At 70.1% G+C, this 20433-nt stretch carries 22 protein-coding genes and 1 tRNA gene; 17 read left to right on the top strand and 6 right to left on the bottom strand.

The window, feature by feature from the left end; translation table 11 throughout:
• Nucleotides 1-4 precede the first annotated feature (4 nt).
• Nucleotides 5-676: a class I SAM-dependent methyltransferase gene (locus ACFV57_RS18150; protein ID WP_385232609.1), complete on the top strand. Its 672-nt coding sequence runs from the start codon at nucleotides 5-7 to the stop codon at nucleotides 674-676.
• Nucleotides 677-719: 43 nt separating this feature from the next.
• Here ACFV57_RS18150 and ACFV57_RS18145 read toward each other — a convergent pair whose 3' ends face one another.
• The gene (locus ACFV57_RS18145) at nucleotides 720-2003 is read right to left on the bottom strand and encodes a DegT/DnrJ/EryC1/StrS family aminotransferase (RefSeq protein ID WP_385232606.1); all 1284 of its coding nucleotides are present in this window, start codon (nucleotides 2001-2003) and stop codon (nucleotides 720-722) included.
• Nucleotides 2004-2198: 195 nt separating this feature from the next.
• Between ACFV57_RS18145 and ACFV57_RS18140 the strand changes: the two genes are divergently transcribed.
• The 5 genes from ACFV57_RS18140 (at nucleotide 2199) to ACFV57_RS18120 (ending at nucleotide 7899) form a co-directional block, all read left to right on the top strand.
• A complete protein-coding gene (locus ACFV57_RS18140; RefSeq protein WP_385232987.1) occupies nucleotides 2199-3023 on the top strand; it encodes a class I SAM-dependent methyltransferase in 825 nt (274 codons plus the stop codon).
• A 265-nt stretch (nucleotides 3024-3288) separates the two neighbouring features.
• Nucleotides 3289-4386, top strand: coding sequence for a phenazine biosynthesis protein (locus tag ACFV57_RS18135; protein WP_385232603.1), 1098 nt, complete (start codon nucleotides 3289-3291; stop codon nucleotides 4384-4386).
• 1 nt (nucleotide 4387) lies between these two features.
• Nucleotides 4388-5833, top strand: a complete 1446-nt coding sequence (locus ACFV57_RS18130) for an aldehyde dehydrogenase family protein (protein ID WP_385232600.1) — start codon at nucleotides 4388-4390, stop codon at nucleotides 5831-5833.
• Nucleotides 5834-5947: 114 nt separating this feature from the next.
• Nucleotides 5948-6982, top strand: a complete 1035-nt coding sequence (locus tag ACFV57_RS18125; protein WP_385232597.1) for a DUF1611 domain-containing protein — start codon at nucleotides 5948-5950, stop codon at nucleotides 6980-6982.
• A gap of 65 nt (nucleotides 6983-7047) precedes the next feature.
• Nucleotides 7048-7899 (top strand): SMP-30/gluconolactonase/LRE family protein, encoded by an 852-nt coding sequence (locus tag ACFV57_RS18120; protein ID WP_385232594.1) that lies wholly within the window; start codon nucleotides 7048-7050, stop codon nucleotides 7897-7899.
• A 15-nt stretch (nucleotides 7900-7914) separates the two neighbouring features.
• Here the strand turns inward: ACFV57_RS18120 and ACFV57_RS18115 are convergent, their stop codons facing one another.
• Genes ACFV57_RS18115 through ACFV57_RS18105 form a run of 3 tightly spaced genes read right to left on the bottom strand, consistent with a single transcriptional unit; the run spans nucleotide 7915 to nucleotide 10132 of the window.
• Nucleotides 7915-9123, bottom strand: coding sequence for an MAB_1171c family putative transporter (locus ACFV57_RS18115; RefSeq protein ID WP_385232591.1), 1209 nt, complete (start codon nucleotides 9121-9123; stop codon nucleotides 7915-7917).
• Nucleotides 9120-9638, bottom strand: coding sequence for a toxin (locus ACFV57_RS18110; protein ID WP_385232588.1), 519 nt, complete (start codon nucleotides 9636-9638; stop codon nucleotides 9120-9122). Before ACFV57_RS18110 ends, ACFV57_RS18115 begins: the two co-directional genes overlap by 4 nt.
• Nucleotides 9639-9691: 53 nt before the next feature.
• Entirely contained in the window at nucleotides 9692-10132 is a 441-nt protein-coding gene (locus ACFV57_RS18105) for an XRE family transcriptional regulator (RefSeq protein ID WP_385232585.1), read from the bottom strand.
• Nucleotides 10133-10964: 832 nt separating this feature from the next.
• On the opposite strand from ACFV57_RS18105, the gene ACFV57_RS18100 reads away from it, so the two are divergent.
• The 7 genes from ACFV57_RS18100 to ACFV57_RS18070 all read left to right on the top strand — a co-directional run bounded on the left by ACFV57_RS18100 (nucleotide 10965) and on the right by ACFV57_RS18070 (nucleotide 15955).
• Nucleotides 10965-11171, top strand: coding sequence for a hypothetical protein (locus ACFV57_RS18100; protein ID WP_385232582.1), 207 nt, complete (start codon nucleotides 10965-10967; stop codon nucleotides 11169-11171).
• Entirely contained in the window at nucleotides 11155-11688 is a 534-nt protein-coding gene (locus ACFV57_RS18095; RefSeq protein ID WP_385232579.1) for a DUF6879 family protein, read from the top strand. Before ACFV57_RS18100 ends, ACFV57_RS18095 begins: the two co-directional genes overlap by 17 nt.
• 26 nt (nucleotides 11689-11714) lie before the next feature.
• A complete protein-coding gene (locus ACFV57_RS18090) occupies nucleotides 11715-12500 on the top strand; it encodes a Scr1 family TA system antitoxin-like transcriptional regulator (protein ID WP_385232576.1) in 786 nt (261 codons plus the stop codon).
• Between the two features lie 199 nt (nucleotides 12501-12699).
• Nucleotides 12700-12876: a hypothetical protein gene (locus tag ACFV57_RS18085; protein ID WP_385232573.1), complete on the top strand. Its 177-nt coding sequence runs from the start codon at nucleotides 12700-12702 to the stop codon at nucleotides 12874-12876.
• A gap of 37 nt (nucleotides 12877-12913) precedes the next feature.
• A complete protein-coding gene (locus ACFV57_RS18080; protein ID WP_385232570.1) occupies nucleotides 12914-13144 on the top strand; it encodes a DUF397 domain-containing protein in 231 nt (76 codons plus the stop codon).
• A 79-nt stretch (nucleotides 13145-13223) separates the two neighbouring features.
• The gene (locus tag ACFV57_RS18075; RefSeq protein WP_385232567.1) at nucleotides 13224-13709 is read left to right on the top strand and encodes a hypothetical protein; all 486 of its coding nucleotides are present in this window, start codon (nucleotides 13224-13226) and stop codon (nucleotides 13707-13709) included.
• 1262 nt (nucleotides 13710-14971) lie between these two features.
• Nucleotides 14972-15955: a hypothetical protein gene (locus ACFV57_RS18070; protein WP_385232564.1), complete on the top strand. Its 984-nt coding sequence runs from the start codon at nucleotides 14972-14974 to the stop codon at nucleotides 15953-15955.
• Between the two features lie 136 nt (nucleotides 15956-16091).
• Here ACFV57_RS18070 and ACFV57_RS18065 read toward each other — a convergent pair.
• Nucleotides 16092-16179: transfer RNA gene (locus ACFV57_RS18065), tRNA-Leu, on the bottom strand.
• A 233-nt stretch (nucleotides 16180-16412) separates the two neighbouring features.
• Between ACFV57_RS18065 and ACFV57_RS18060 the strand changes: the two genes are divergently transcribed.
• The 3 genes from ACFV57_RS18060 to ACFV57_RS18050 all read left to right on the top strand — a co-directional run bounded on the left by ACFV57_RS18060 (nucleotide 16413) and on the right by ACFV57_RS18050 (nucleotide 19182).
• A complete protein-coding gene (locus ACFV57_RS18060) occupies nucleotides 16413-17738 on the top strand; it encodes a M20/M25/M40 family metallo-hydrolase (protein WP_385232562.1) in 1326 nt (441 codons plus the stop codon).
• A 189-nt stretch (nucleotides 17739-17927) separates the two neighbouring features.
• Complete coding sequence (locus ACFV57_RS18055; protein ID WP_385232559.1) at nucleotides 17928-18161, top strand: chaplin; 234 nt, start codon at nucleotides 17928-17930, stop codon at nucleotides 18159-18161.
• Nucleotides 18162-18306: 145 nt separating this feature from the next.
• On the top strand, nucleotides 18307-19182 hold the full coding sequence (locus ACFV57_RS18050; RefSeq protein WP_385232556.1) for a chaplin: 876 nt from the start codon (nucleotides 18307-18309) through the stop codon (nucleotides 19180-19182).
• A gap of 180 nt (nucleotides 19183-19362) precedes the next feature.
• On the opposite strand, the gene ACFV57_RS18045 is transcribed toward ACFV57_RS18050, so the two are convergent.
• Nucleotides 19363-19551, bottom strand: coding sequence for a DUF5703 family protein (locus tag ACFV57_RS18045; protein WP_003986762.1), 189 nt, complete (start codon nucleotides 19549-19551; stop codon nucleotides 19363-19365).
• Between the two features lie 47 nt (nucleotides 19552-19598).
• Between ACFV57_RS18045 and ACFV57_RS18040 the strand changes: the two genes are divergently transcribed.
• Complete coding sequence (locus ACFV57_RS18040) at nucleotides 19599-20300, top strand: hypothetical protein (RefSeq protein WP_385232552.1); 702 nt, start codon at nucleotides 19599-19601, stop codon at nucleotides 20298-20300.
• The last annotated feature ends 133 nt before the right edge of the window (nucleotides 20301-20433 follow it).

The following is a 20433-nucleotide window of genomic DNA, read 5'->3' as shown; positions in this document are numbered from 1 at the left end:
GCCTGTGACGTTCTCCGACGCTCCTGGAACCCCCGGCTCACCCACCGGCGCCCCGGAAGACCCCAAGGAAGTGGTCCGGCGCGGCTACGACGCGGCCTCCCACGCCTACCGCGCCGACGACGACGACGCGTACGCGCCCTGGATCGCCGACCTGCTGGACCGGCTGCCGGACGGCGCCGACGTACTCGACCTGGGGTGCGGGTGCGGTGTCCCCGTGGCGCGGTCGCTGAGCGCCGCCGGACACGCCGTGACCGGTGTGGACCTCAGCGACGTGCAGGTCCGGCGGGCCCGCGCCCTGGTGCCGAACGCCACCTTCCACCGCGCCGACGCCGCCGCGACCGACTTCCCCGCCGCGTCCTTCGACGCCGTCGTCTGCCTCTACATGCTCATCCACCTGCCGCTCGCCGAACAGCCGCTCCTGCTGTCCCGCGTCGCCCGCTGGCTGCGCCCCGGCGGCAGCCTGCTCGCGATCGCCGGGCACGGGCCCTGGACGGGCACCGAGGACAACTGGCTCGGCGCCGGCGCCACCATGTGGTGGAGCCACCCCGGCGCCGACACCTACCGGAAGTGGATCACCGCGGCCGGGCTCACGCCGGAGGGCGAGGAGTTCGTACCGGAAGGGGACGGGGGGCATGTGCTGTTCCGGGCCCGGCGGCCCGGGGCCCGTCCTTCGTGAGACTCCGCGACGCGACTGCTCCCGATTCCCGGCCCGGCCGGCGTCACGGCCCGGGCGCAGGCCCCCAGTCCTCCGGATCGAGCACGGCCGCCATCCGGTCCAGTACGCGGTCCGGCATACCGGGCCGCAGCGGCAGGCACACGGCGTGGCGCACGAGGTGCGCCGCGGTCCGTGCGCCCTGCTGATGATCGGGCGGCGCCGGTACCGCGCCCAGTGAGGTGGGCCGCGCCGCGTCGAACCCCGCGGACCGCAGGCGTGCGATCGTCGCGGCCGGGTCCGGGGTGGGCACGGCACACAGCCAGAACGTGTGCACCGGCGCGTCCGCGCCGTACACCATCGACGGGTCCGGCAGCCGCACCACCAACCGCCGCGCCACCGCCGCCCGCCGCGCCACCGCCCGCACCGTGTCCGCGGCGCGCAGCCGCCGGTCCAGCAGCGCGAGCAGCGCGGGGCCCGGCCGGTGCCGGATCGCGGGCATGAGGTCCGTACCGGCGAAGGCGCCCACCCTCTCCTGGAGGCCGCCCTCGTGATCGCGGCCCAGCAGCCCGGCGGCGGTCACCGCGCCCGTGTAGACCGGCCGCGCCGTGAGCAGCGCCAACGCGGTGTACTTGGCGATCCGCCGCGCCTGATCGCCTGGTCCCTGCACCGGCCACTCCTGGTGCAGCGCGCGCATCGTCGCCAGCAGACCCGGATTCCGTACGACCGCCACCGCGCCGCCCAGCGCTGTGGCGGTCTTGATCGGGCCGAAGCTGAACAGCGACACATCCGCTCCGGGACTGCCCCGGAAGTCCGGGCCGTCGTACGCCTGGGCGCAGTCCTCGACCAGCAGCCAGCCGCGCCGCGCGGCCAGTTCCGCCAGGGAGTCCAGCGGCGCCCGGGTGCCGAAGAGATGGGCGACGACCACGGCCCTCGTCCGCGGGGTGGCGGCTGCCGCCCACTGCGCGGCGGCGGGCAGCAGCGTGCCCGCGTCGACGTCCACCGGCACCGGCACCAGCCCGTGTCCGACGACGATCCGCCACATGTCGGGGATCGTGACGGCGGACATCAGCACTTCGCTGCCGCGCGGCAGTGCCGCGGCGGCCAGCGCCAGGTCCAGCGCACTGCGCACCGAGAGCGCCGCCAGGCACCCGTTCGCGCCCCCGCCCGCCGCGGGCTCCCACCCGTTCGCGCCGCTGCCCGCGGCGGACTCCGGCCCCTTCGTGCCCCCGTCCCCGAACCGCCGTTCCACGGTGGCCGCCCAACGGTCGGCGTCCCCGTCCCGTCCGCAGGCCGCCAGCCCGTACGCGAGGTCCGGCCAGCCGATGTCGAAGCTCTTCGGTGGATACACCGCACACACCTCCTCACCCGGTCAGACGCACGGTGGCGCCGAGCGCCTGACGCGCGGCGGCCCCTCCGGGCATCCGGCCGCGGGCCGCCGGGTAGGCAGGCCCCTGTGACTACTCAGAACAACGTGCCTCCCCAGGACAACGTGTCTCCCCCGACCGACGTCTCTCCCCGGGACGGCGCTCCCACCACCGACGCCATGCTGCGGGCCAACCAGGAGAACTGGGACGCCCGCACCCCCGTGCACGTGGCCAGCGACTTCTACGGGCTGGACGGCTCCCGGACCGCCGCCGACTGGTTCGCCCCCTTCGAGTGGGACGACCTCGGGCCCCTGGAGGGACGCGATGTCCTGCACCTCCAGTGCCATCTCGGCACCGAGACGCAGGCGTTCGCCGACCGGGGCGCGGCCCGCACCGTCGGCCTGGACTTCTCCGCCGCCGCACTGGCCCACGCGCGCCGCCTGGCGGCCGACAGCGGCCGCGACATCGAGTTCGTCCAGGCCGATGTGCACCGGGCAGCCGAGGCACTCGACGGCCGCCGCTTCGACGTCGTCTACACGGGCAAGGGTGCGCTCTGCTACCTGCCCGACCTGCCCAGGTGGGCCCAGGTCGTCGCCGGACTGCTGCGGCCGGGCGGCATGCTGTACGTGGTCGAGTTCCACCCGCTGCTCAACGCCCTCGGCGCCGTACCCGATCCGGGCCGGGCCCCGGAGGACGCGGAACTGCTGCTGACGCACGACTACCTGGCGGGCCGGGGCGCGATACGCAGCGATGTCGAGCACACGTACACCGACGGACCGCCCCTGGAGAGCGCCACGACGAGCTACGAGTGGCGGCACGGCCTCGGGGAGACGGTCGGCGCCCTGGTGGGCGCCGGGCTGACGGTGGACCTGCTGCGGGAGACGGACCTGCTGCCCTGGAAGCGCTTCGGGACGATGGAGCAGGCGGACAACGGCTGGTGGCGACTGCCCCCGCAGGAACCGCGTATCCCGCTGATGTTCGCCCTGCGCGCGACCACATCCTGAGACACACTGCGGCCCCCGGCGGACCGGCGGGCTGAAAGCGGAACGCGCGGTCCAGGGGCCGGCGGCACCGGCCACCCCGCGACCAGCAGCGGGGACATGGTTCAGGACAGCCCCCGTTCGCTTCAAGCCGGAATGCCCCGGGCCGCATTGCACGGAAAAACATCCCATGATCCGGTTGATCCGTCGGACGGGCCCGGCATCCGGGGCCGCACACCCCGGGGCCGCCCCCGTACCCGAAGGAACCCAGCCAGCGAAGAGGTGAAAGATGCGCGACGTGGATGCCGTACTCGGCACGCCCTGGCACGAACTGCCCTCCACCGACGCCGTCGTGGCCGCGGCCATGCGATGGCACTTCGACCCCGCCACCGGCTCCCGCTTCTGGGTGGAGCGCGCCGCGTCGCTGCCCTTCGACCCGCTCAAGGACATCACCACCCTCGCCGACCTCAACCGCTTCCCGGACGTCAGCGCGGAGTGGCGGGACGTACCGGTCGAGGACCTGCTGCCCGCCGGGCTGCGCGGCCTGGACAGGCGGCCCTCGGTCTGGGAGAGCGGCGGCACCACCGGCGCCCCGAAGCGGATCGTCGACCTCGGCCAGTGGGACCGCAACACCCGCTGGTGGTCCGAGGTCCTCGACCGGCACGGCTTCCCCTCGCACGACGGCAACCTGCTCTTCCTCGGCCCCACCGGCCCGCACGTCGTCGCCGACGCCCTGCGCGGCCTCGCCCGGCTGCGCGGCGCCGTCTTCTTCCCCGTCGACCTCGACCCGCGCTGGGTGCGCCGGTGCCTCCAGGACGGCCACGCCGACGTCGCCCGGCGCTATGTCGACCACCTCCTCGACCAGGCCGAGTGGGTACTCGCCTCGCAGCACATCTCCCTGCTGTACGCGACCCCGCCCCTCCTGGAGGCGATCGCCGAACGCCCCCGGCTCGCCGGGCTCGTCCGCGACAAGGTCCGCGGCATCGTGTGGGGCAGCACCTCCATCGACCCCGAAACGCTCCGGCTGCTGTCCGCCGAGGTCTTCCCCGAAGCGGCCGTCAGCGGCCTGTACGGGAACACGATGATGGGCGGGGCGCCCCAGCGGCCCGCCGTGCCCGGCGACACCGAACCCTGCGTCTTCCAGAGCTTCCACCCCTACGTCCACCTGTCCCTGCTCGACCCGGACGACCTGTCCCGCGAGGTGGCGTACGGCGAGCGCGGCCGGGTGTGCATGCGCCAGCTCAGCCCCGAGGTGCTGCTGCCGCACGTCCTCGAACGGGACACCGCGATCCGTGTCGCGCCGGTCGAAGGCTTCGCGGGCGACGGCGTCGCCGACGTCCGGCCGTTCACCGACGGCGCGACGAAGATCATCGAGGGGGTGTACTGACGTGCCCGGCCAACCGGACCCGGCCGCCCCGTCCGACGACGACATCGCCGTCGAGCGGCCCGGCGGCCCGTACCGCTCCGCCAACCGCGCCACCTTCACCGACGCCACCGGCAGCCCGGCCGGCGAACTGTCCCTCGCGCCGCCCCTGCTGATCCGCCAGGTGATCAACGAGCTGCGCGCCGCGCCGGAACAGCCCGCCGAGGACCGCCTCGCGGCCCTCGCGCGGGCGGGGGAGCTGTTCGCCACGGCGACCCTGGACGGCGAGACACCCGACGCGTACTGCCGCCGCCAGGCACGGGTCTCCGGGCTGCCCGTCTCCGTCGCCCGCCGCACCCTCGACAAGGTGGCGCGGACCGGCCGGGCCGCGGCGGACACCCTGACCGCGCAGCGCCCCGCCGGCTCCGTCCCCCTCGACGGCCTGACCGTCGCGGGCCGGACGACAGCCGGCGCGACGGCGGTATGGGTACGCAAAGGGGACGTCCTCGGCGTCCTGGCGCCCGGCAACCACCCGGCCACCCACCTGGAGTGGCTGGGCGCCCTCGCCCTCGGCTACCGCGTCGCCGTACGCCCCTCCCAGCGCGACCCCTTCACCCCGCGCCGGCTGATCCGCGCCCTGCGCGAAGCCGGCCTGGCGCCCGCCTGCACGGCGCTGCTGCCGACCACCCACGAGCACGCGGACGCCGTCGTCGAGCAGGCCGACCGCGGCCTGGTCTACGGCGGGGACACCGTCGTCGCCCGCTACGCCGACAGCCGGCGGGTGCTCGCACAAGGACCCGGCCGCTCCAAGGTCCTGATCACCCGGGACGTGCCCTGGCGGACCCACCTGGACACCATCGCCGACTCCGTCGCCGCCGACGCCGGGGTGCAGTGCCTCAACGCCAGCGCCGTCCTGTGCGAGGAGGACCCGCACGGCCTCGCCCAGGCCCTCGCCGGACGGCTCGCGGACCTCCCGTCGCTGCCACCGGACCACCCCGAAGCCGTCCTGCCCGTCCGCCCGCTGGACGAGGCCCGCCACCTCGCGCGGCAGCTGCGGGACACCGTCGGTACGCGCCTGGCGGCCGCCCCGGACGCGGACCCCGACGCACGGTTCATCGCGGACCTCGGCGACGGCAGCGCCGTCCTGCGGCCGGTCGTCGTCGCCTTCGACAGTCCGCAGGACCCGCACTTCGGTACCGAACTGCCCTTCCCGTACGCGGCCGTGGCGCCCTGGCGGCCGGACCTGCGCCCGGCCGGACTCGGCCGGACCCTGGCCCTCACGGTGCTGAGCGAGGACGCCGGCCTGGTACGCGAATGCGCCGCGAGCCCGCAGATCCGTAACGTCCACTGGGGTGCCGTGCCCACCCACTGGTCCCGTCCCGGCCTGCCGCACGACGGCTCGCTCGCCGAGTTCCTGATGGAGTCGAAAACCCTCGCCGGACAAGGGGCGCTCCGGGGAACGGCCACCTGACGGGGAGCCGACGGGGCTTTGTCGACGTCGGCTCCGACATTCCACGGCCGAGTGCCGGTGGGTAGGGTTTTGGACATGGTCCTTTCCGGGTTTCCTCGGCTTCCGCTCCGCGCCGTGCTCTTCGCCGACGGGGTTTTCGCGCGTCTCGAAGGCAAGACGGCACAAGGCGTGCTGCGGCACAGCACCGTGCTCGACACCGTGGCGGTCGTCGACCGCCTGCACCCGTCCGGCACCACGGCCTCCGTGGTGCCCGGGACCGGTGTGCCGGTCGTCTCCTCCCTGGAGGAGGCCCTGCGGTTCGGGCCGGAGGCGCTGGTCGTGGCGATGACCGAGTCCGACCACGTCGAGGTGGTGGACGGCGAGGTGCGGCACGCGCCGCGGCAGCCGGGCGACCTTCCGGAATTCTGGTGGGAGCAGATCGCGACCGCCGTACGCAACGGCCTGCACGTCATTTCCTGCCTCCACCTCCAGCTGCGCCACACGGAATTCGCCGAAAAGACCGCGGACGGCCAGCAACTGGTCGATGTCCGGCGCCCGCACGACCAACTGCCGAAGTATTCCGGCCGCCTCAAGCGCACCCGCGCCAAACTCGTGCACGTGGCGGGCAGCGACTGCGTCGTGGGCAAGCGGACCGTCGCCCTCCAGCTGCACCGGGAGGCGCGGGCACGCGGCATCGACTCCGGATACGTCGGCACCGGCCAGACCTGCCTGCTCGCCGGCTGCACCGAAGGCGCGATCATCGACCGCACTCCCGTCTTCCAGGCGGCCGGGCTCGTCGAGCACCTGGTGCAGCAGGCCGACCCCCGGCACGACCTGCTCATCATCAAGGGCCAGGCGTCCGTGCTGCACCCCGCCTTCGGCGGCCTGGCCACCGCGATCCTCCAGGGCTCCCAGCCCGACGCCGTCGTCTTCGTGCACGATCCGCGCCGCTCGCACCGCTACCACTGGGAGCACCTGCCGGTGGGCGACCCGCGCGCCGAGATCCGTATGGTCGAGGAGCTGGGCGGGGCCCCCGTCGTCGCCGTCGCCACCCGCGGCCGGGACAACGTGGCGAGCCTGCGCTTCCTGGGACTGCCGGTCGTCGACGTCCTCGACGGCGACGGCACCGCCGAACTGATGGACACGCTCGGCCCCGTACTGACGCCGTGAACCGCGCCGTTCCCGGGCCGGTCCCGGGAGCGGCGACCAGGCCGGCGACCCCGTTTCCGAGGAGAATGTGCACTGTGAGTGTTGAAGTGGCCCTGGCCCTGCGGGCGCACTTTGCCGAATGCCCCACCTGGGACGCCCCCAGCGGCACGCTGCTGTGGGTGGACATGAACAACGGCGGGGTGCACCGCTACCGCCCGGCCGACGGCAGTGACACGGTCACCGTCGTCGACCAGCCGGTGGCGGCGGCGCTGCCCCGGGCGGGCGGCGGTCTCGTCCTGAGCCTGCGCGACGGCGTCGCGGTGGCCGAACCGGACGGGTCCCGCCGGTGGCTCAACGAGTGGTCCCAGGAGGGCGTGCGCGGCAACGACGCGTCCGTCGACGGCCGCGGCCGCCTGTGGGTGGGCACCATCGCCGGCGAGACCGCACCGGGCTGGCTGGCGCGGATCGACGCCGACGGCACCGCGCACACCGCGGCGACCGGCATACGGCTGAGCAACGGCATCACCTGGAGCCCCGACGCGACGCGGATGTACTACGTGGACACCCCCACCCGCCGTATCGACGTCTTCGACTACGACCTCGACACCGGCAAGGCGGTCAACCGCCGCCTGTTCGCGGACATCACGGACACCGCGGGCGTACCGGACGGCATGTGCACCGACACCGCGGGCGGCGTCTGGGTGGCCCTCTTCCGCGGCGGAGCCGTCCGCCGCTACACCCCGGACGGACGGCTGGACCGCGAGATCACCCTGCCCGCCTCGCTGACCACCGCCTGCGGCTTCGGCGGCCCGGACCTGACCGACCTCTACGTCACCTCGGCCCGCCGCGACCTGGGGGACGCCGAGCCGGAGGCCGGCAACCTCTTCGTCGTGCCGGGCGTCGCCCAGGGCCTGGAGAACGTGCCGTTCGCCGGCTGACCCGCCCGTACGGAGCTACTGTCCGGCCCGCGCCACCGCGGGCCGGACCCGCGCGAACGCACAGGACACCTTGACCAGCCACGCCACGTCGGCGGAGAAGTCCGGCCCGCCCGCAGCCGCGGGCACCGGCACCTCGTCCGGGCCCGGCAGGTCCTCCGCGGCGCCGCCCGGACCGTCCGCCCCCGGCCGCCGCGGCCCGGCCGCCAGCGCCGCCGCGATGTGCGCCGCCTCCAGCTCCGCGTGCCGCTCCTCGGCGGCGCCCAGCCCCGGCGACAGCACCGCGCCCGGATCGCCGTGGTGCCCGCGCAGCGCCAGACAGCCGTCCCGGATCTCGATCACCCGGCGGTGCAGGTGGAACCGCAGGTCGTACAGGGCCGACAGGTCGCTGCCGGTGCTGGACGGCAGCGAGATCTCCGGGTGGGCCTGGTGCAGAGCCAGCCACAGCGGACGCAGCCGCCGGTAACTGCGGTAGTCGGCCAGCCAGCCGCGCGCGGCGGAGACCCGCGGTCCCCACAGCGGGGCGGTCCAGCCGACGATGTTGAGGACCATGCCCACCGTCAGCGTCGTACGGGACACATCCGACCAGCGCAGCGGGTTCCAGCCGTACTGCGCCAGGAAGACGTCGGCGTACCGCCCGGCCGGATAGACCAGCTCGATGGCCGCGCCGGCCGCCGCGATGCGCAGCCCGCGGCGCACCCACGCGTGATCGGTCAGCTTCGCGAAATGCCAGCAGGCGCGGGCCACCAGGACCTTGCCGACCACGAACGCGGTGAGGTAGGCGGCCTGGTAGGCGACGAAGAACGGCTGGTCGCCGGGGTGCTTGAAGACGTTGCGCGGCGGGCCCTGGAGGGTCGCCAGGAAGAACAGCACCACCATCGTCACCGGCACCACCGCGAGCAGCAGCAGCCGTCGCCGGGCCCGTACCAGCGCCTCGGCCCGCGGATATATCCAGTGGATCAGCAGGATCTGCTGGCAGGCGAGCACCGCGATGATCCACAGCTGGACCGACACGTTGTACCAGGTGATCGTGCCGAACAGGGTGCCCGTCCAGCGGACGGGCGTGGACATCGACAGATACATCCCCTGGCACCCGAAGGACGCGCACAGCGCTATCAGCCCCGCGTTGCGGCGGTGCCCGCGCAGCAGCGGTACGAGGGTGTAGGCGAACGCGATCCAGCAGGCGAGCGCGGCGATCGGATACCGGATGTGGGTGATGCCGGTCATGAACCGTCCTCACGGCGCCAGTTCAGCGACCCGTGGATACGGCCCAGCGCACTGTCGGGGTCCGGTGCGGCCGCACCCCCGCGCCGGCCGGCGCGCAGCCGCTCCCCGAGGAGAAAAGCCATGACCTCCGCTTCCTGTTCCTGGGCGTCCGAGTAGTTCTCGCGGTACAGCAGGTCCTGCACGAGGGACGGATCGAGGTCCGGGAAGAGCAGCGTGCCGGGGTCGGTCCCCGGGACGCCGACGCCGTGGTGGCCGCAGATCATGTGGGCCAGTTCGTGGGCGATGATGTGTTCCTGGTGGTGGCGGCTGGTGTGGGCCTCGTAGACGACGTAGTCCGTGCCGGGGAACGACAGCCACAGGCCGCACGGTCCCGAGGTGTCCATCGGCATCGGCACCAGCTGGATCTCCCGGTCCCGCACCCGGGCCAGGTGGTCGCAGAGCAGCGGCAGGTCGTAGGAGGCGGGGAGCCCGTACGAAGCCAGCTTTTCCTGGCACTGCCGGCGCAGGGCCTTCATCCCGGTAGACCCTCTGCCGTGGCGGTCACGCCAGGGGAAAGGCATCCGGAGCACTACTCCTCGCCGTCGGCCGAACGGCTCGGCTGCCGGCCGCGCGTCGCGCCGGTGGTGGCGTGCATCATGCTGACCTCGCGGATGATGCGGGCCAGGGACTTGCGGCCGGAGTCGTCCATGCTCATGGCGCGCAGCGCGATGTCGCGGACCTCCGCGTTGCCCATCGCGGAGGCGAGGGCGAGCTGGGAGTCGACGCGGTCGGCGGTGTCGTCGTCGAAGAAGTAGGCCACCGGCACCCGGAAGAACGCCGCGAGGGCTTCCAGGTGGCGCTTGGTGGGGTTGGTGCGCTGGCCGGTGCGCAGCTGCCAGACGTAGGTCTTGGAGAACGTGCCGCCGCTCAGCTCGCTGCATCCGCGCGCCACTTCCTCGTAGGTGTACTCGCGGCCGTTCGCGCGGATGGTGGTGAACAGCTTGTCGACCTTCCCGGCCAGTGACGACATCAGGTCTCCTTAGTGTGTGCGCCGGGTGAGCTGCCTGGGAGTGCCAACTCATCGTAGTTGACAGGACTCTTGCGTGCACTTACCGTCGGATCGCGTTAGCAGAGATGGACAGAGAAGTTTTCTTGTCCACTCACGCGGACCACGGGGGTGTCCGCATGAGGAGGAGCTCGTCGCGACGGCGGCCGGTTACCACGGTCGCGCGGCGCCGCCGCGATGAGCCGCTGTCACCCGTCGGCCAGTCGCGCACGCCGTCAGTCCACGATCGCTTCGGCTCGGGGCTCAAGGGGTGTGGCCGCCGCCGGGAAACGCAGTCCGGTATGTGCTGGAATCCACCGCGAACGGCCGGTCGAACTGGCAGCGGTCCGCCCGCAGTTCCCGCAACGGTGGTGATACGAGCGACAGCGACGGGGGAGGGGCGTTTCGGTTCCGTCGTTGCCGTCCCGGCGCCCACAAACGCAGAAAACCCCAGATGAACTGGGGTTTTCGCTGGTGTCCGAGGGGGGACTTGAACTCTCCACTCGGGCACCAGCCCATTAGTTAGCTGACCTGGGAAAACAACCCCAACACACCACAGGGTTGACAGTCTCCGTTGGTCATGCATCCCCACTGTTTCGGGCCGTTTCGGACCGCTGTTGGTCATGCGTTGGTCACGTGACCAACCTTCCTTCACTCCAGGCCCGGCCACGCTCCCATGCCTCCTCCTCGCCGCCCCAGCCAAGGACTTTATGCAATGACGCGCATAGTCGCGTTCCTGCATAGACGACACACCCGCCCCGCTCGTACCGTCGTGACGACTGGCCCGCAAGGGGCCCGCAGTAGGGGGTTCGTAGCCATGGCTCGTGAGGAACTGACCCGGCTTACCGGCAACGGGAACGGCAACTGCAACAACGACGACTGTCCAAACGTGTACCGAGCCTCTGACGGCTCCATCGTGGTGCAAGGGGACATCGACGCCACCTTCCAGCCTCCGGCCGAGGAAGCTCTCGTTCGTATCCCTGAGAGCGTGCTGAAGGAGGCCGTACGTGCTCTTGGATGGTGAGGACTGGACCGCCAAGGTCCAGGGCTTCAAGCAGGAAGCATGGAGGCTCGAAACGCTTCCCTGGTACCGAGTCCCGAGCGAGGACGGAGATATCCGGGACTTCCTTGCCGGGCACCGGATCGACCCACAGGGCTATTCCTCCGGATACACGGAGGGTCTACGGAGAATCCGGGCTGAGGGAAGGTCCAAGGGGCGTGTCCACATCGTCACCCGGCCCCTGACGGACTATCTGCGGTTTGAGTTCATGTACTACGACGTGCACGAAGCCGTCGGAGACGATATCCGCATCCTCGATGTGACAGACCGACCCAACCCTCTCGAAGGAGTTCAGGACTTCTGGCTTTTCGATCGGTCCGAAGTGGTCCTCATGAACTACGAGGAGAACGGGACACAGATCAGCCGGGAACTGTACGAGGGTGATCCCGCACCGTACGTCGAGTACCAGAGAATCGCGCTGGCGGAATCGGTGCCGTTCAGGGAGTACGTGAACCGGGGGCCATCGAGCCTGACCAGCTAGACCAGTCGGGCCGTGAACTAGCGGCCATGCTCAAGCAGCTACGCAAACAAGCCGGGCTCTCAGGGGCCCGGCTTGCTGCGCGTTGCAATATGAGCCAATCCAAGATCAGTCGGATTGAGGGCAACAAATCTCGCCCTTCACTACTGGACGTTGAACAACTCCTCCGGGGTCTTGAAGCCTCTCCTGCCGTAGCCGCTGAGGTAATGGCCTTGGCCCGGATCGCTCAGACTGAATGGCAGGACGGTAGGACTCTCCGAAGAAAGGGACTCGACAAGAAGCAGGTACAGCTAGCTGGCCTCGAAGCGTCATCAACTACCTTCCGGTACTTCCTTCTCTCAATGATCACGGGGCTCTTGGCCACACCTGAGTACGTCCGCGCCAGCCTGACCCAGGCCCCTCCGGAGCAGCAGGCCAAAGCCGTTGCAATGAAGCTGGACAGGCAACGAGTGCTGTTCGATCGATCCAAGCACTTCACATTCATTCTGACCGAGCAGGCCGTTAGGTACCCGCTCATTCCGCCTGATGAACTAGCGATACAGATTGACCGCCTGGCGTCTTTGACTCACCAGCCGAACGTTCGACTCGGCGTAATTCCCATGGGGGTTTACTTCGCTTCCGGGGCCTTGAACACGTTCACGGTCTATGACGAGACACTTGCGACCGCTGAACTTGACCTCGGAGTCATCGTATTCCGCGACAGTCGCGATGTGCATGACCTGATTCGCCGCTTCAGCGAATATGAGGAACACGCACTCTTTGGAGAACAAGCCAGGGAGCAACTAGCGGCCTGGGCGGCGCACTGCCGTCAATGATCTTTATTCGACAACGCGCATATTGCTGGAGCCGTGGCCCTGTCGGCCCGAAGATGTACCCATGCCGTCCGAACCGAAGAACCACAGGCAGGGAGTCCCGCAGGGTTGGCGGATGGACCCGATTCCGAGCCGTAAGGCGTACCGGGATGATGATGGGAACATTCGTGTCCCGATGTGGTTGACGAAGAACGGTCGGCATGTGGCAGACACAGAAATGGTCCTGCTTCCGTCCGAGGCCGCTCTATTGGCCGAGAGTCTGACCAATGCCATGCGGGACGGTCCCAGGTCGATGCTGGACGAACTCTTTCGGGAGTCCGCGACGGCTCTTGCTCCTGGTGTCGTGTACGTGCAGAAGCCGGAGCAGTACCCGTTCTGAGCCTGCCCCTTCACTGATCTCACAGGAAGGCGCACCCATGTCCCGAACCGACCTTTACAGCCTGCCCATCGACGGCGCCCAATTCGCCAAGGCGTGCGGGGGCAACACGCACCCGGACGGCGAGTCCTGCGCCACGCTGGCGAAGATCGGCCCCGATGCGTGGGCGCTGGGCGACAGCAAGCGGCCCGGTGCGGAGCCGCTGAGGTTCACCACTGCCGAGCTGGACGCGGCCGGTATCGACCCGGCCCGCTTCGGCCTCTCGGCCTGAATAGCTGCTCCCTGACCGGCGGCCTCCGTTCTCTGGGGAGGCGGGGGCCGTCTTCAGCTGCTCTGACGAGGATCACCAGTTGCACTACCACGGCTATCTGTGGACCGGCTCCAAGAAACGGTTCGACGAGGAGGCTTTACGGCGGCCTGCTCACCCTGACCCGCCCCCGGCTCCGGCGGGTGACGACGACACCGCAGGGAAGCGGCTCGTTGAACGCTATCGAGAGGTGCGGACAGAGTTTCCCGTCGTGGACCTGCCGCCGCTGGAGACGGCCTACTGGCTCGTCAAGCCCGGCAGGCTGGTACGAGGCACCTGGGACGAGCCGAAAGAGGCCGCCCAATGGCTCGGGGAACAGCTCGCCGCGTACGCGCCCCGGTTCGCCTCCGAGTCGGACCGCGACACGACGCGGCTGGCGGTACTGGTCAGCTCTGCTGCCGAACGGCTCTGCTGGGGCGGGGACGTTTCCCACGGCTTCCACCTCGAACGCCCCTCGTTCCTGTCTGTGGCTCTGGTGTGCTGTTCTCCGAACCAGGCCGAGCCGGAACTGATGTGTCCGCTGCGGTAGGCCCCTCAGCAAAGAGGGTCCGGCCTGTCAGGGCCGGGGCTATCACTTCGCTACGGCCCGCAGGTCCGGGGCTGCTCAGCAGAACGGCCGAGCGTCCCTCCCGCCCGACCATGGGGGGCTCAGCTTCCCTCACCCTCCGTGCTGGCCGGCGTGACGCTCGGCCCGCGCACGTGGACCAGGTACTCGTCTGTGGTCATGCCGAGGTACCGCACGTACCGACGCATGGCAGCTTCTACGTGGTCGCGGTCGTCTTCGGGTTCTTCGATCCACTCCGCCATACGCCGCCCCCAAGTCTCGGCGCGAGGGCGTGTTCCTGACCCTTGGCGCCGTCGTAGGCTTCTGCACCATTTTCAGCATTGCATCAGCGAGTGCGCGCGATTGCCGCGCCTCGGCAATTCCCGGATGAAGGACAAACACGCCCCGACGGTTTCCGCCCTCGATCATGCGGCCCTGTTGCTTGACGAGCCGGTCCATGCGCTCAGCCTGCGCCAAATGCTGCGCCGCTGATTCCACGTAGCGTTTCTCGAATCCCGATAGGCGAATTCCATCCGCCTCGTATTTGTCGAGTAGCTCAGCCTCGATGCGCTGAGTGGGTGTCCTGCGGGCCATGCCGACCGCCCTTCTGTGCGTTCTGAGTACGCCCCTGGGGTACGTCGCCGTTCACCACCCCGGAACTCCCATACAAGCCACACACAGCCGCCTGTGGATTCCTTGGCGGCTAGCCCGGAAATGTCGCAGCTTGCCGAGAGTCCGCCCCGCCGTCGTCCGATCCTTCCCCAATAGGCGTTCCAGCTCCCCTGCGGAGAACTCGGCGTGGCCGTACTGGTCGGCTCGGCTGATGGCCAGCAGCAACAGGCGGGCTTCGGTACTCAGTGCGGAATCCTGGCCGATCTCGTGGGCGTAAGGCTGGGCAACGCCAAACCAAGGGCCCCGACTCGGCTTATAAATCTTTATTTCGGGATCATCAATGTATCAAGGTGCTGCTTGCAAGCGATCTCCTGTCATGCGAAAGGCCTCGGCCTCGCGGAGCCTAGTAGAGGTTTCCTGTCAGTCGTTCATGTGCCTGCCTGTAGGTCAATCCATCGATCAAGGTCATTGGGACGGCATCGGAGTTTCTGTCCGATCTTCTTAAACGGAATCTGCTCACGCTTCCATTTGTTGTACACCCAGTGTTTTGGCACGTTCAGTGGCACAGTGGCCACGAGGCAGGCAGCCTCACTCCTCGATCGGACATGACCATGGGGCAACTCATGGACGGATGGTTGGCCAAGCACCTGGGAGAGGACACCACCAAGGTAGGGTACGAGCCGAAAATCCGGCTGTACACCAAGCTCCACTTAGGAAAGGAGAAGGTGACGGAGGTGACGGAGGTGACGGACGAACGGCTGGATGACCTCTATCGGCTCTTGGTGAACACGCCCCTGGAGGCGAACGGGAACAAGCCGCTTGGGCCCAAGAGCGTCCGCCACATCCACAACATCATTTCGGCTGCACTCGATTCGGTGACTGGTCCGAGAAAGCTCCTCTCGATGAACCCGGCCCACACGGCCAACCCGCCGACCGAACGGCAGATCAAGGCCGCTGAACCGAATTTCCCCACGCTCAACGACCATGAGACGGGGCGGTTTCCCCCGGACATCTGGCAGCCGTGCGGCAACCGGGTGTGTGGCGGCGGCCTGACCCATCACTGTCTTCGGGACGCCGCACTGTGGACCTCCTACGCGGCAATCTCATGCCGTCGCAGCGAAGTTCTGGGATGGATGTGGGACCTGATCCGCTGGGACGACTGCGCCATCGAACTCGGCTGGGTCGTGGTCGAAGAGGGCAACACCTACCGGCTCCGCAAGCTCACCAAGGACGGCGACGACAACGCGATCATCTATGTGGACCAAGCGTTGATGAACGTCCTCAAGTGGCAGTGGGAGTGTCAGCAGGCCGAGAAGGAACGACTCGGCCCGCTGTGGGTGGATCACGGGTTGGTCTTCGCCCGGGACGGCTTCAAGCTGTACCGGTGCGAGGCAGGCGGCCCCCAGGACCCGGAGAGGGTCTCCGCCCGCTGGCGGACGGCCCGCAACCGCCTGCACCTGCCGGAGAACTTCCGGCTGCACGACTGGCGGGCATCGAAAATTACGAACGACCTGGACAATCACGAGAACCCTGTAGAGGTCTCGGCCAACGCCCGGCACCACTCGCCCGGCTACACCATGGCCCGCTACGGCAGGCGACGCGCCGAGGGAGCCAAGTAGCTCGCCGCTTCCAGTGCAGCCCGTATCGGGCTGGCATCCCTGGTCTGACCAGGAGAATCGCTCGGCTGTTGGTCACGTGGTTGGTCACGCCACAGCCCGAGACACAGAAAAACCCCACGTGAAGTGGGGTCTTAGCTGGTGTCCGAGGGGGGACTTGAACCCCCACGCCCGATAAAGGGCACTAGCACCTCAAGCTAGCGCGTCTGCCATTCCGCCACCCGGACCAGGTGTCTGCCGGTGCGGCCCCTGGGCCGTTCCGACATGGAAAACAATAGCAAACGTTCAGGGGTGGTCGATCACGGCCGTCCTGCGCCGGGGCCGCGCCTGTGACCAGCGCATGTCGGGAGTATTGCGGCCTTGGGCGCAGCGCCGCCGAGGGGGAGGATGGCCGTGGACCCCCGCCGCGGTCCGTGCCCCTTCGGGAGGACGGCGCGGCCGTGAACCATGAGGAGGCAGTGTGAGCGAGTCGCAGCCGGCCCGTACGGTCACCGGCGAGGACGAGGTCGTCGACCTGTGCCGGGACCTGATCAGGATCGATACGAGCAACTACGGCGACCACTCCGGGCCCGGTGAGCGGGCCGCCGCCGAGTACGTGGCGGACAAGCTCGCCGAGGTCGGGCTGGAGCCGCAGATCATCGAGTCGCACAAGGGCCGCGCCTCGACGGTGGCCCGCATCGAGGGCGCGGACCCGTCGCGGCCCGCGCTGCTGATCCACGGGCACACCGACGTGGTGCCCGCCAACGCGGAGGACTGGACCCACCACCCGTTCTCGGGGGAGATCGCCGACGGGTGCGTGTGGGGGCGTGGCGCGGTCGACATGAAGGACATGGACGCGATGACGCTCGCCGTCGTCCGCGACCGCCTGCGCACCGGCCGCAAGCCGCCGCGCGACATCGTGCTGGCCTTCCTCGCCGACGAGGAGGCGGGCGGTGTGTACGGGGCCCGGCACCTCGTCGACAAGCACCCGGACGTCTTCGAGGGGGTGACGGAGGCCATCGGCGAGGTCGGCGGTTTCTCGTTCACCGTCAACGAGAACCTGCGGCTGTACCTGATCGAGACGGCCCAGAAGGGCATGCACTGGATGCGGCTGACCGTGGACGGCACCGCCGGCCACGGGTCGATGACCAACAGCGACAACGCGATCACCGAGCTGTGCGAGGCGGTCGGGCGGCTGGGGCGGCACAAGTTCCCGGTGCGGGTGACCAAGACCGTACGGTCCTTCCTCGACGAGCTGTCGGACGCCCTGGGCACCGAACTGGACCCGGAGGACATGGAGGAGACCCTCGCCAAGCTGGGCGGCATCGCCAAGATCATCGGTGCCACGCTGCAGAACACCGCGGCACCGACCCAACTGGGCGCCGGCTACAAGGTCAACGTCATCCCGGGCCAGGCGACCGCGGCCGTCGACGGCCGCTTCCTGCCCGGCCACGAGGAGGAGTTCCTCGCCGACCTGGACCGGATTCTCGGCCCGCGGGTCAAGCGCGAGGACATTCATGCCGACAAGGCACTGGAGACCAGTTTCGACGGCGCCCTCGTGGCGGCCATGCAGTCGGCGCTGAAGGCCGAGGACCCGATTGCGCGGGCCGTCCCGTACATGCTCTCCGGCGGTACGGACGCGAAGTCCTTCGACGACCTCGGAATCCGGTGCTTCGGATTCGCGCCGCTCAAGCTGCCGCCGGAGCTGGACTTCGCCGGAATGTTCCACGGCGTGGACGAGCGGGTGCCGGTCGACGGACTGAAGTTCGGGACGCGGGTGCTCGATCGGTTCATCGAGCAGAGCTGAGGCGAAGTACCCCGCCGCCCACCGGTACTTACCGGCTCCGGCGTCGCACGTGGGCCCGGCCAATCGGCCAGACGTGCGTATTTAGCCGGAACGGGTGAATGGCGTCATAGGCTCGTAGCTTCATCACCTTCTCCTCGTTGCAGAGGGTGCGGTCCGCGGCTGGGACCGCATTGTCAACAAGGAGGAATAATGATCAAGAAGGTCGTCGCTGCCGCGGCTGCCACCGGCGGTCTGGTGCTCGCCGGCGCGGGCCTGGCCGTTGCCGACTCCGGGACCCAGGGCGCGGCCCTGAACTCCCCGGGTGTCATTTCGGGCAACGCCATCCAGGTGCCGATCCACGTGCCGATCAACCTGTGCGGCAACACGATTGACATCATCGGGCTGCTGAACCCCGCCTTTGGCAACACCTGCGTCAACGACTGACGCTGTGCCTGAACCCGTAAGGCTGTAGTCCCGGTCGGCTCCGGAGTGCGCGCCATGCACTCCGGAGCCGACGGTTGTTCCGGCCCGCGGACGCCAGGCGCCGCGCGGGTCATTCGGAAGGTCAAAGGCAGGGGAGAGCGAACCTATGCGACAGGTCGCGAAAAAGGGCCTGATCACGGTGGCGGCAGCGAGCGGTGTGCTGGCCGTCGCGGGCGGCTACGCGCACGCGGATTCCGGTGCGCAGGGGAATGCCGCGCATTCCCCGGGGGTGTTGGCCGGCAATGCCGCCCAAATCCCCGTGAACATCCCGGTGCAAGCCTGCGGTAATTCCGCGAACGTCGTCGGGCTGCTGAATCCGGCCATGGGAAACACCTGCGTCAACGGCGGCGGTTCCCACGGCGACCGGAGCCACGGCACCAAGGGCGGCGGCGGGGCCGGCGCGCAGGGCACGGCGCAGGGATCGCCCGGCGTCGGCTCGGGCAACCACGTACAGGCGCCGATCCACGCGCCCGTCAACGCCTGCGGGAACTCCGTGTCGGTCGTCGGGCTCGGCAACCCCGTCAACTCCAACGGCTGCGCCGGCAACGGCGGCAGCAACGGGGACGGCACCGGCACGGGCACCGACCACGGCTCGAAGCCGCACCACCCCGGCCCGCAGGACCCGCGGCCGTCCGGCGACGGGGGCACCCCGAGCACCCCGGGCGGCCCCGGCACCCCGGGCGGCCCCGGCACCCCGGGCGGCCCCGGCACCCCGGCCGAGGACCGCGCGGGCGAACCGGCGGGTCCCGTCGGGGGCCACCGGCCGCACACCACGGACACGGCGGGTGCCGTACAGGAGCGCGCGCCGCAGGCCCAGAAGGAGGAGTCGACGCCGCGTACGCAGATCGTCACCCCGCCCGCGGACGGGGAGCACCTCGCCCAGACCGGTGCGGGTGCGCTCGGCATCGCGCTGCCGGCGAGCGCGGGCCTGCTGATCGGCGGTGCGGTGCTCTACCGCCGCGCACGGTCCGCACGGGCCTGACGGTCCGCGGCCGTTCCGCACGGGCCGGCGCCGGCCCGACCGGCCGGACCGGCCGGTACGACAGAGCGGGCCCCGCGCCGGCGGGGCCCGCTCTGTCGTATCAGGGACCTTCGGGTGCGGGCGGCGGGCCCGGGGGCGGCCGTCACGTGGGGCGGCCCGTGCCGTGGCGGGCGTGGCCGCTCACCAGGTCGCCCGGATCTGGCGGATGATGCGGCGGCGCAGCCGTACGCGGCGGCTGCCGTCGGGGTTCAGGCGCAGGCGGTCCAACTCCCAGTGTCCGTACTCGGCATGGTCGGTCAGCAGGCGTGTGGCGGCCTTGCGGGAGACCCCCCGTGGCACATACACATCGCAGAATTCGTATTCCGGCATCGCATCTATTGTGCGGGACCCGCCCCGGTACGGATAGCGTCTGCACTATGTCTGATGCTGCGCAGCCTTCCGCTGCCGAGGTACGTGCCGCCGCCGAGGCGGTCAAAGCCGCGCTGGACCGTCACCTCGACGCGGTCGAACACCGCTCGGGCCAGGACGACCCGGCCGTCTATGCCGCGTTCGACGAACTCGCCGCGGCGGCTGAGGCGTACGACGAGCTGCTGTACGACACCTATGACGAGGTCACTCCCTTCGAGATCCCCGGGAACGACGCGCTGCCCGCCTACGCGGGCCCGGACGAGCCCAGCGCTCTGAGCGTGCTGATCCGGCGCGACTACGCGGTGGTCGAACCACAGCGGCTGCTGTCGCAGGCGCAGCGGATCGCCGACCTCGACCCCGAGTCGGCCGCCGACGCCGCGGCCGAGGCCAGGGCGGTCAACGGCGGTACGGGAACGGTGTCCGGCGTGGTCGGCAGCAGCGTGCACGCGGCGCTGGGCGTGCTCTTCGGGGAGTTCGAACCGGACGAGATCGCCACCCGGCACAAGGAGTTCGGCCTGGAGGAGGGCGACTCGACGCTGTGGGTGGTCGCCGCGGACGAGACGGCCGAGCCCGGGGAGTGGCTGTCCGCGCCGTTCGACCAGACCGATCCGCAGCGGGTGGTGTGCCGCTTCGACGTCAGCTCCGTCTTCGACGAGGACCTGGGCGCCGATGACGACGACGTACTGGAGACGCTCGACGGGGAGAGATGACGGCGTGCGGACGCCCCGCCGCAGGAGTGCGTGACGGTGCCGGGGGGGGGGGGGGCGGCGCGCCGCCCCCGCCCCCGCCGGGGCCGGGGGGGTTTTTAACACGGTGGGGGGGGGCGGCGGAGGGGGGGGGGGT

Source organism: Streptomyces sp. NPDC059788, from assembly GCF_042732265.1.
GTDB lineage: Bacteria > Actinomycetota > Actinomycetes > Streptomycetales > Streptomycetaceae > Streptomyces.
The sequence above is the reverse complement of the archived record's forward strand: the minus strand, read 5'-3'. Positions and strand labels throughout refer to the sequence as shown.

Excerpts from the sequence above, each read along its gene's own strand:
- ACFV57_RS18140 (WP_385232987.1), top strand. The coding sequence starts at position 2,199 with ATGCTGCGGGCCAACCAGGAGAACTGGGACGCCCGCACCCCCGTGCAC.
- ACFV57_RS18135 (WP_385232603.1), top strand. The coding sequence starts at position 3,289 with ATGCGCGACGTGGATGCCGTACTCGGCACGCCCTGGCACGAACTGCCC.
- ACFV57_RS18120 (WP_385232594.1), top strand. The coding sequence starts at position 7,048 with ATGTGCACTGTGAGTGTTGAAGTGGCCCTGGCCCTGCGGGCGCACTTT.
- ACFV57_RS18115 (WP_385232591.1), bottom strand. The coding sequence starts at position 9,123 with ATGACCGGCATCACCCACATCCGGTATCCGATCGCCGCGCTCGCCTGC.
- ACFV57_RS18110 (WP_385232588.1), bottom strand. The coding sequence starts at position 9,638 with ATGAAGGCCCTGCGCCGGCAGTGCCAGGAAAAGCTGGCTTCGTACGGG.
- ACFV57_RS18105 (WP_385232585.1), bottom strand. The coding sequence starts at position 10,132 with ATGTCGTCACTGGCCGGGAAGGTCGACAAGCTGTTCACCACCATCCGC.
- ACFV57_RS18100 (WP_385232582.1), top strand. The coding sequence starts at position 10,965 with ATGGCTCGTGAGGAACTGACCCGGCTTACCGGCAACGGGAACGGCAAC.
- ACFV57_RS18090 (WP_385232576.1), top strand. The coding sequence starts at position 11,715 with ATGCTCAAGCAGCTACGCAAACAAGCCGGGCTCTCAGGGGCCCGGCTT.
- ACFV57_RS18080 (WP_385232570.1), top strand. The coding sequence starts at position 12,914 with ATGTCCCGAACCGACCTTTACAGCCTGCCCATCGACGGCGCCCAATTC.
- ACFV57_RS18055 (WP_385232559.1), top strand. The coding sequence starts at position 17,928 with ATGATCAAGAAGGTCGTCGCTGCCGCGGCTGCCACCGGCGGTCTGGTG.
- ACFV57_RS18050 (WP_385232556.1), top strand. The coding sequence starts at position 18,307 with ATGCGACAGGTCGCGAAAAAGGGCCTGATCACGGTGGCGGCAGCGAGC.
- ACFV57_RS18045 (WP_003986762.1), bottom strand. The coding sequence starts at position 19,551 with ATGCCGGAATACGAATTCTGCGATGTGTATGTGCCACGGGGGGTCTCC.
- ACFV57_RS18040 (WP_385232552.1), top strand. The coding sequence starts at position 19,599 with ATGTCTGATGCTGCGCAGCCTTCCGCTGCCGAGGTACGTGCCGCCGCC.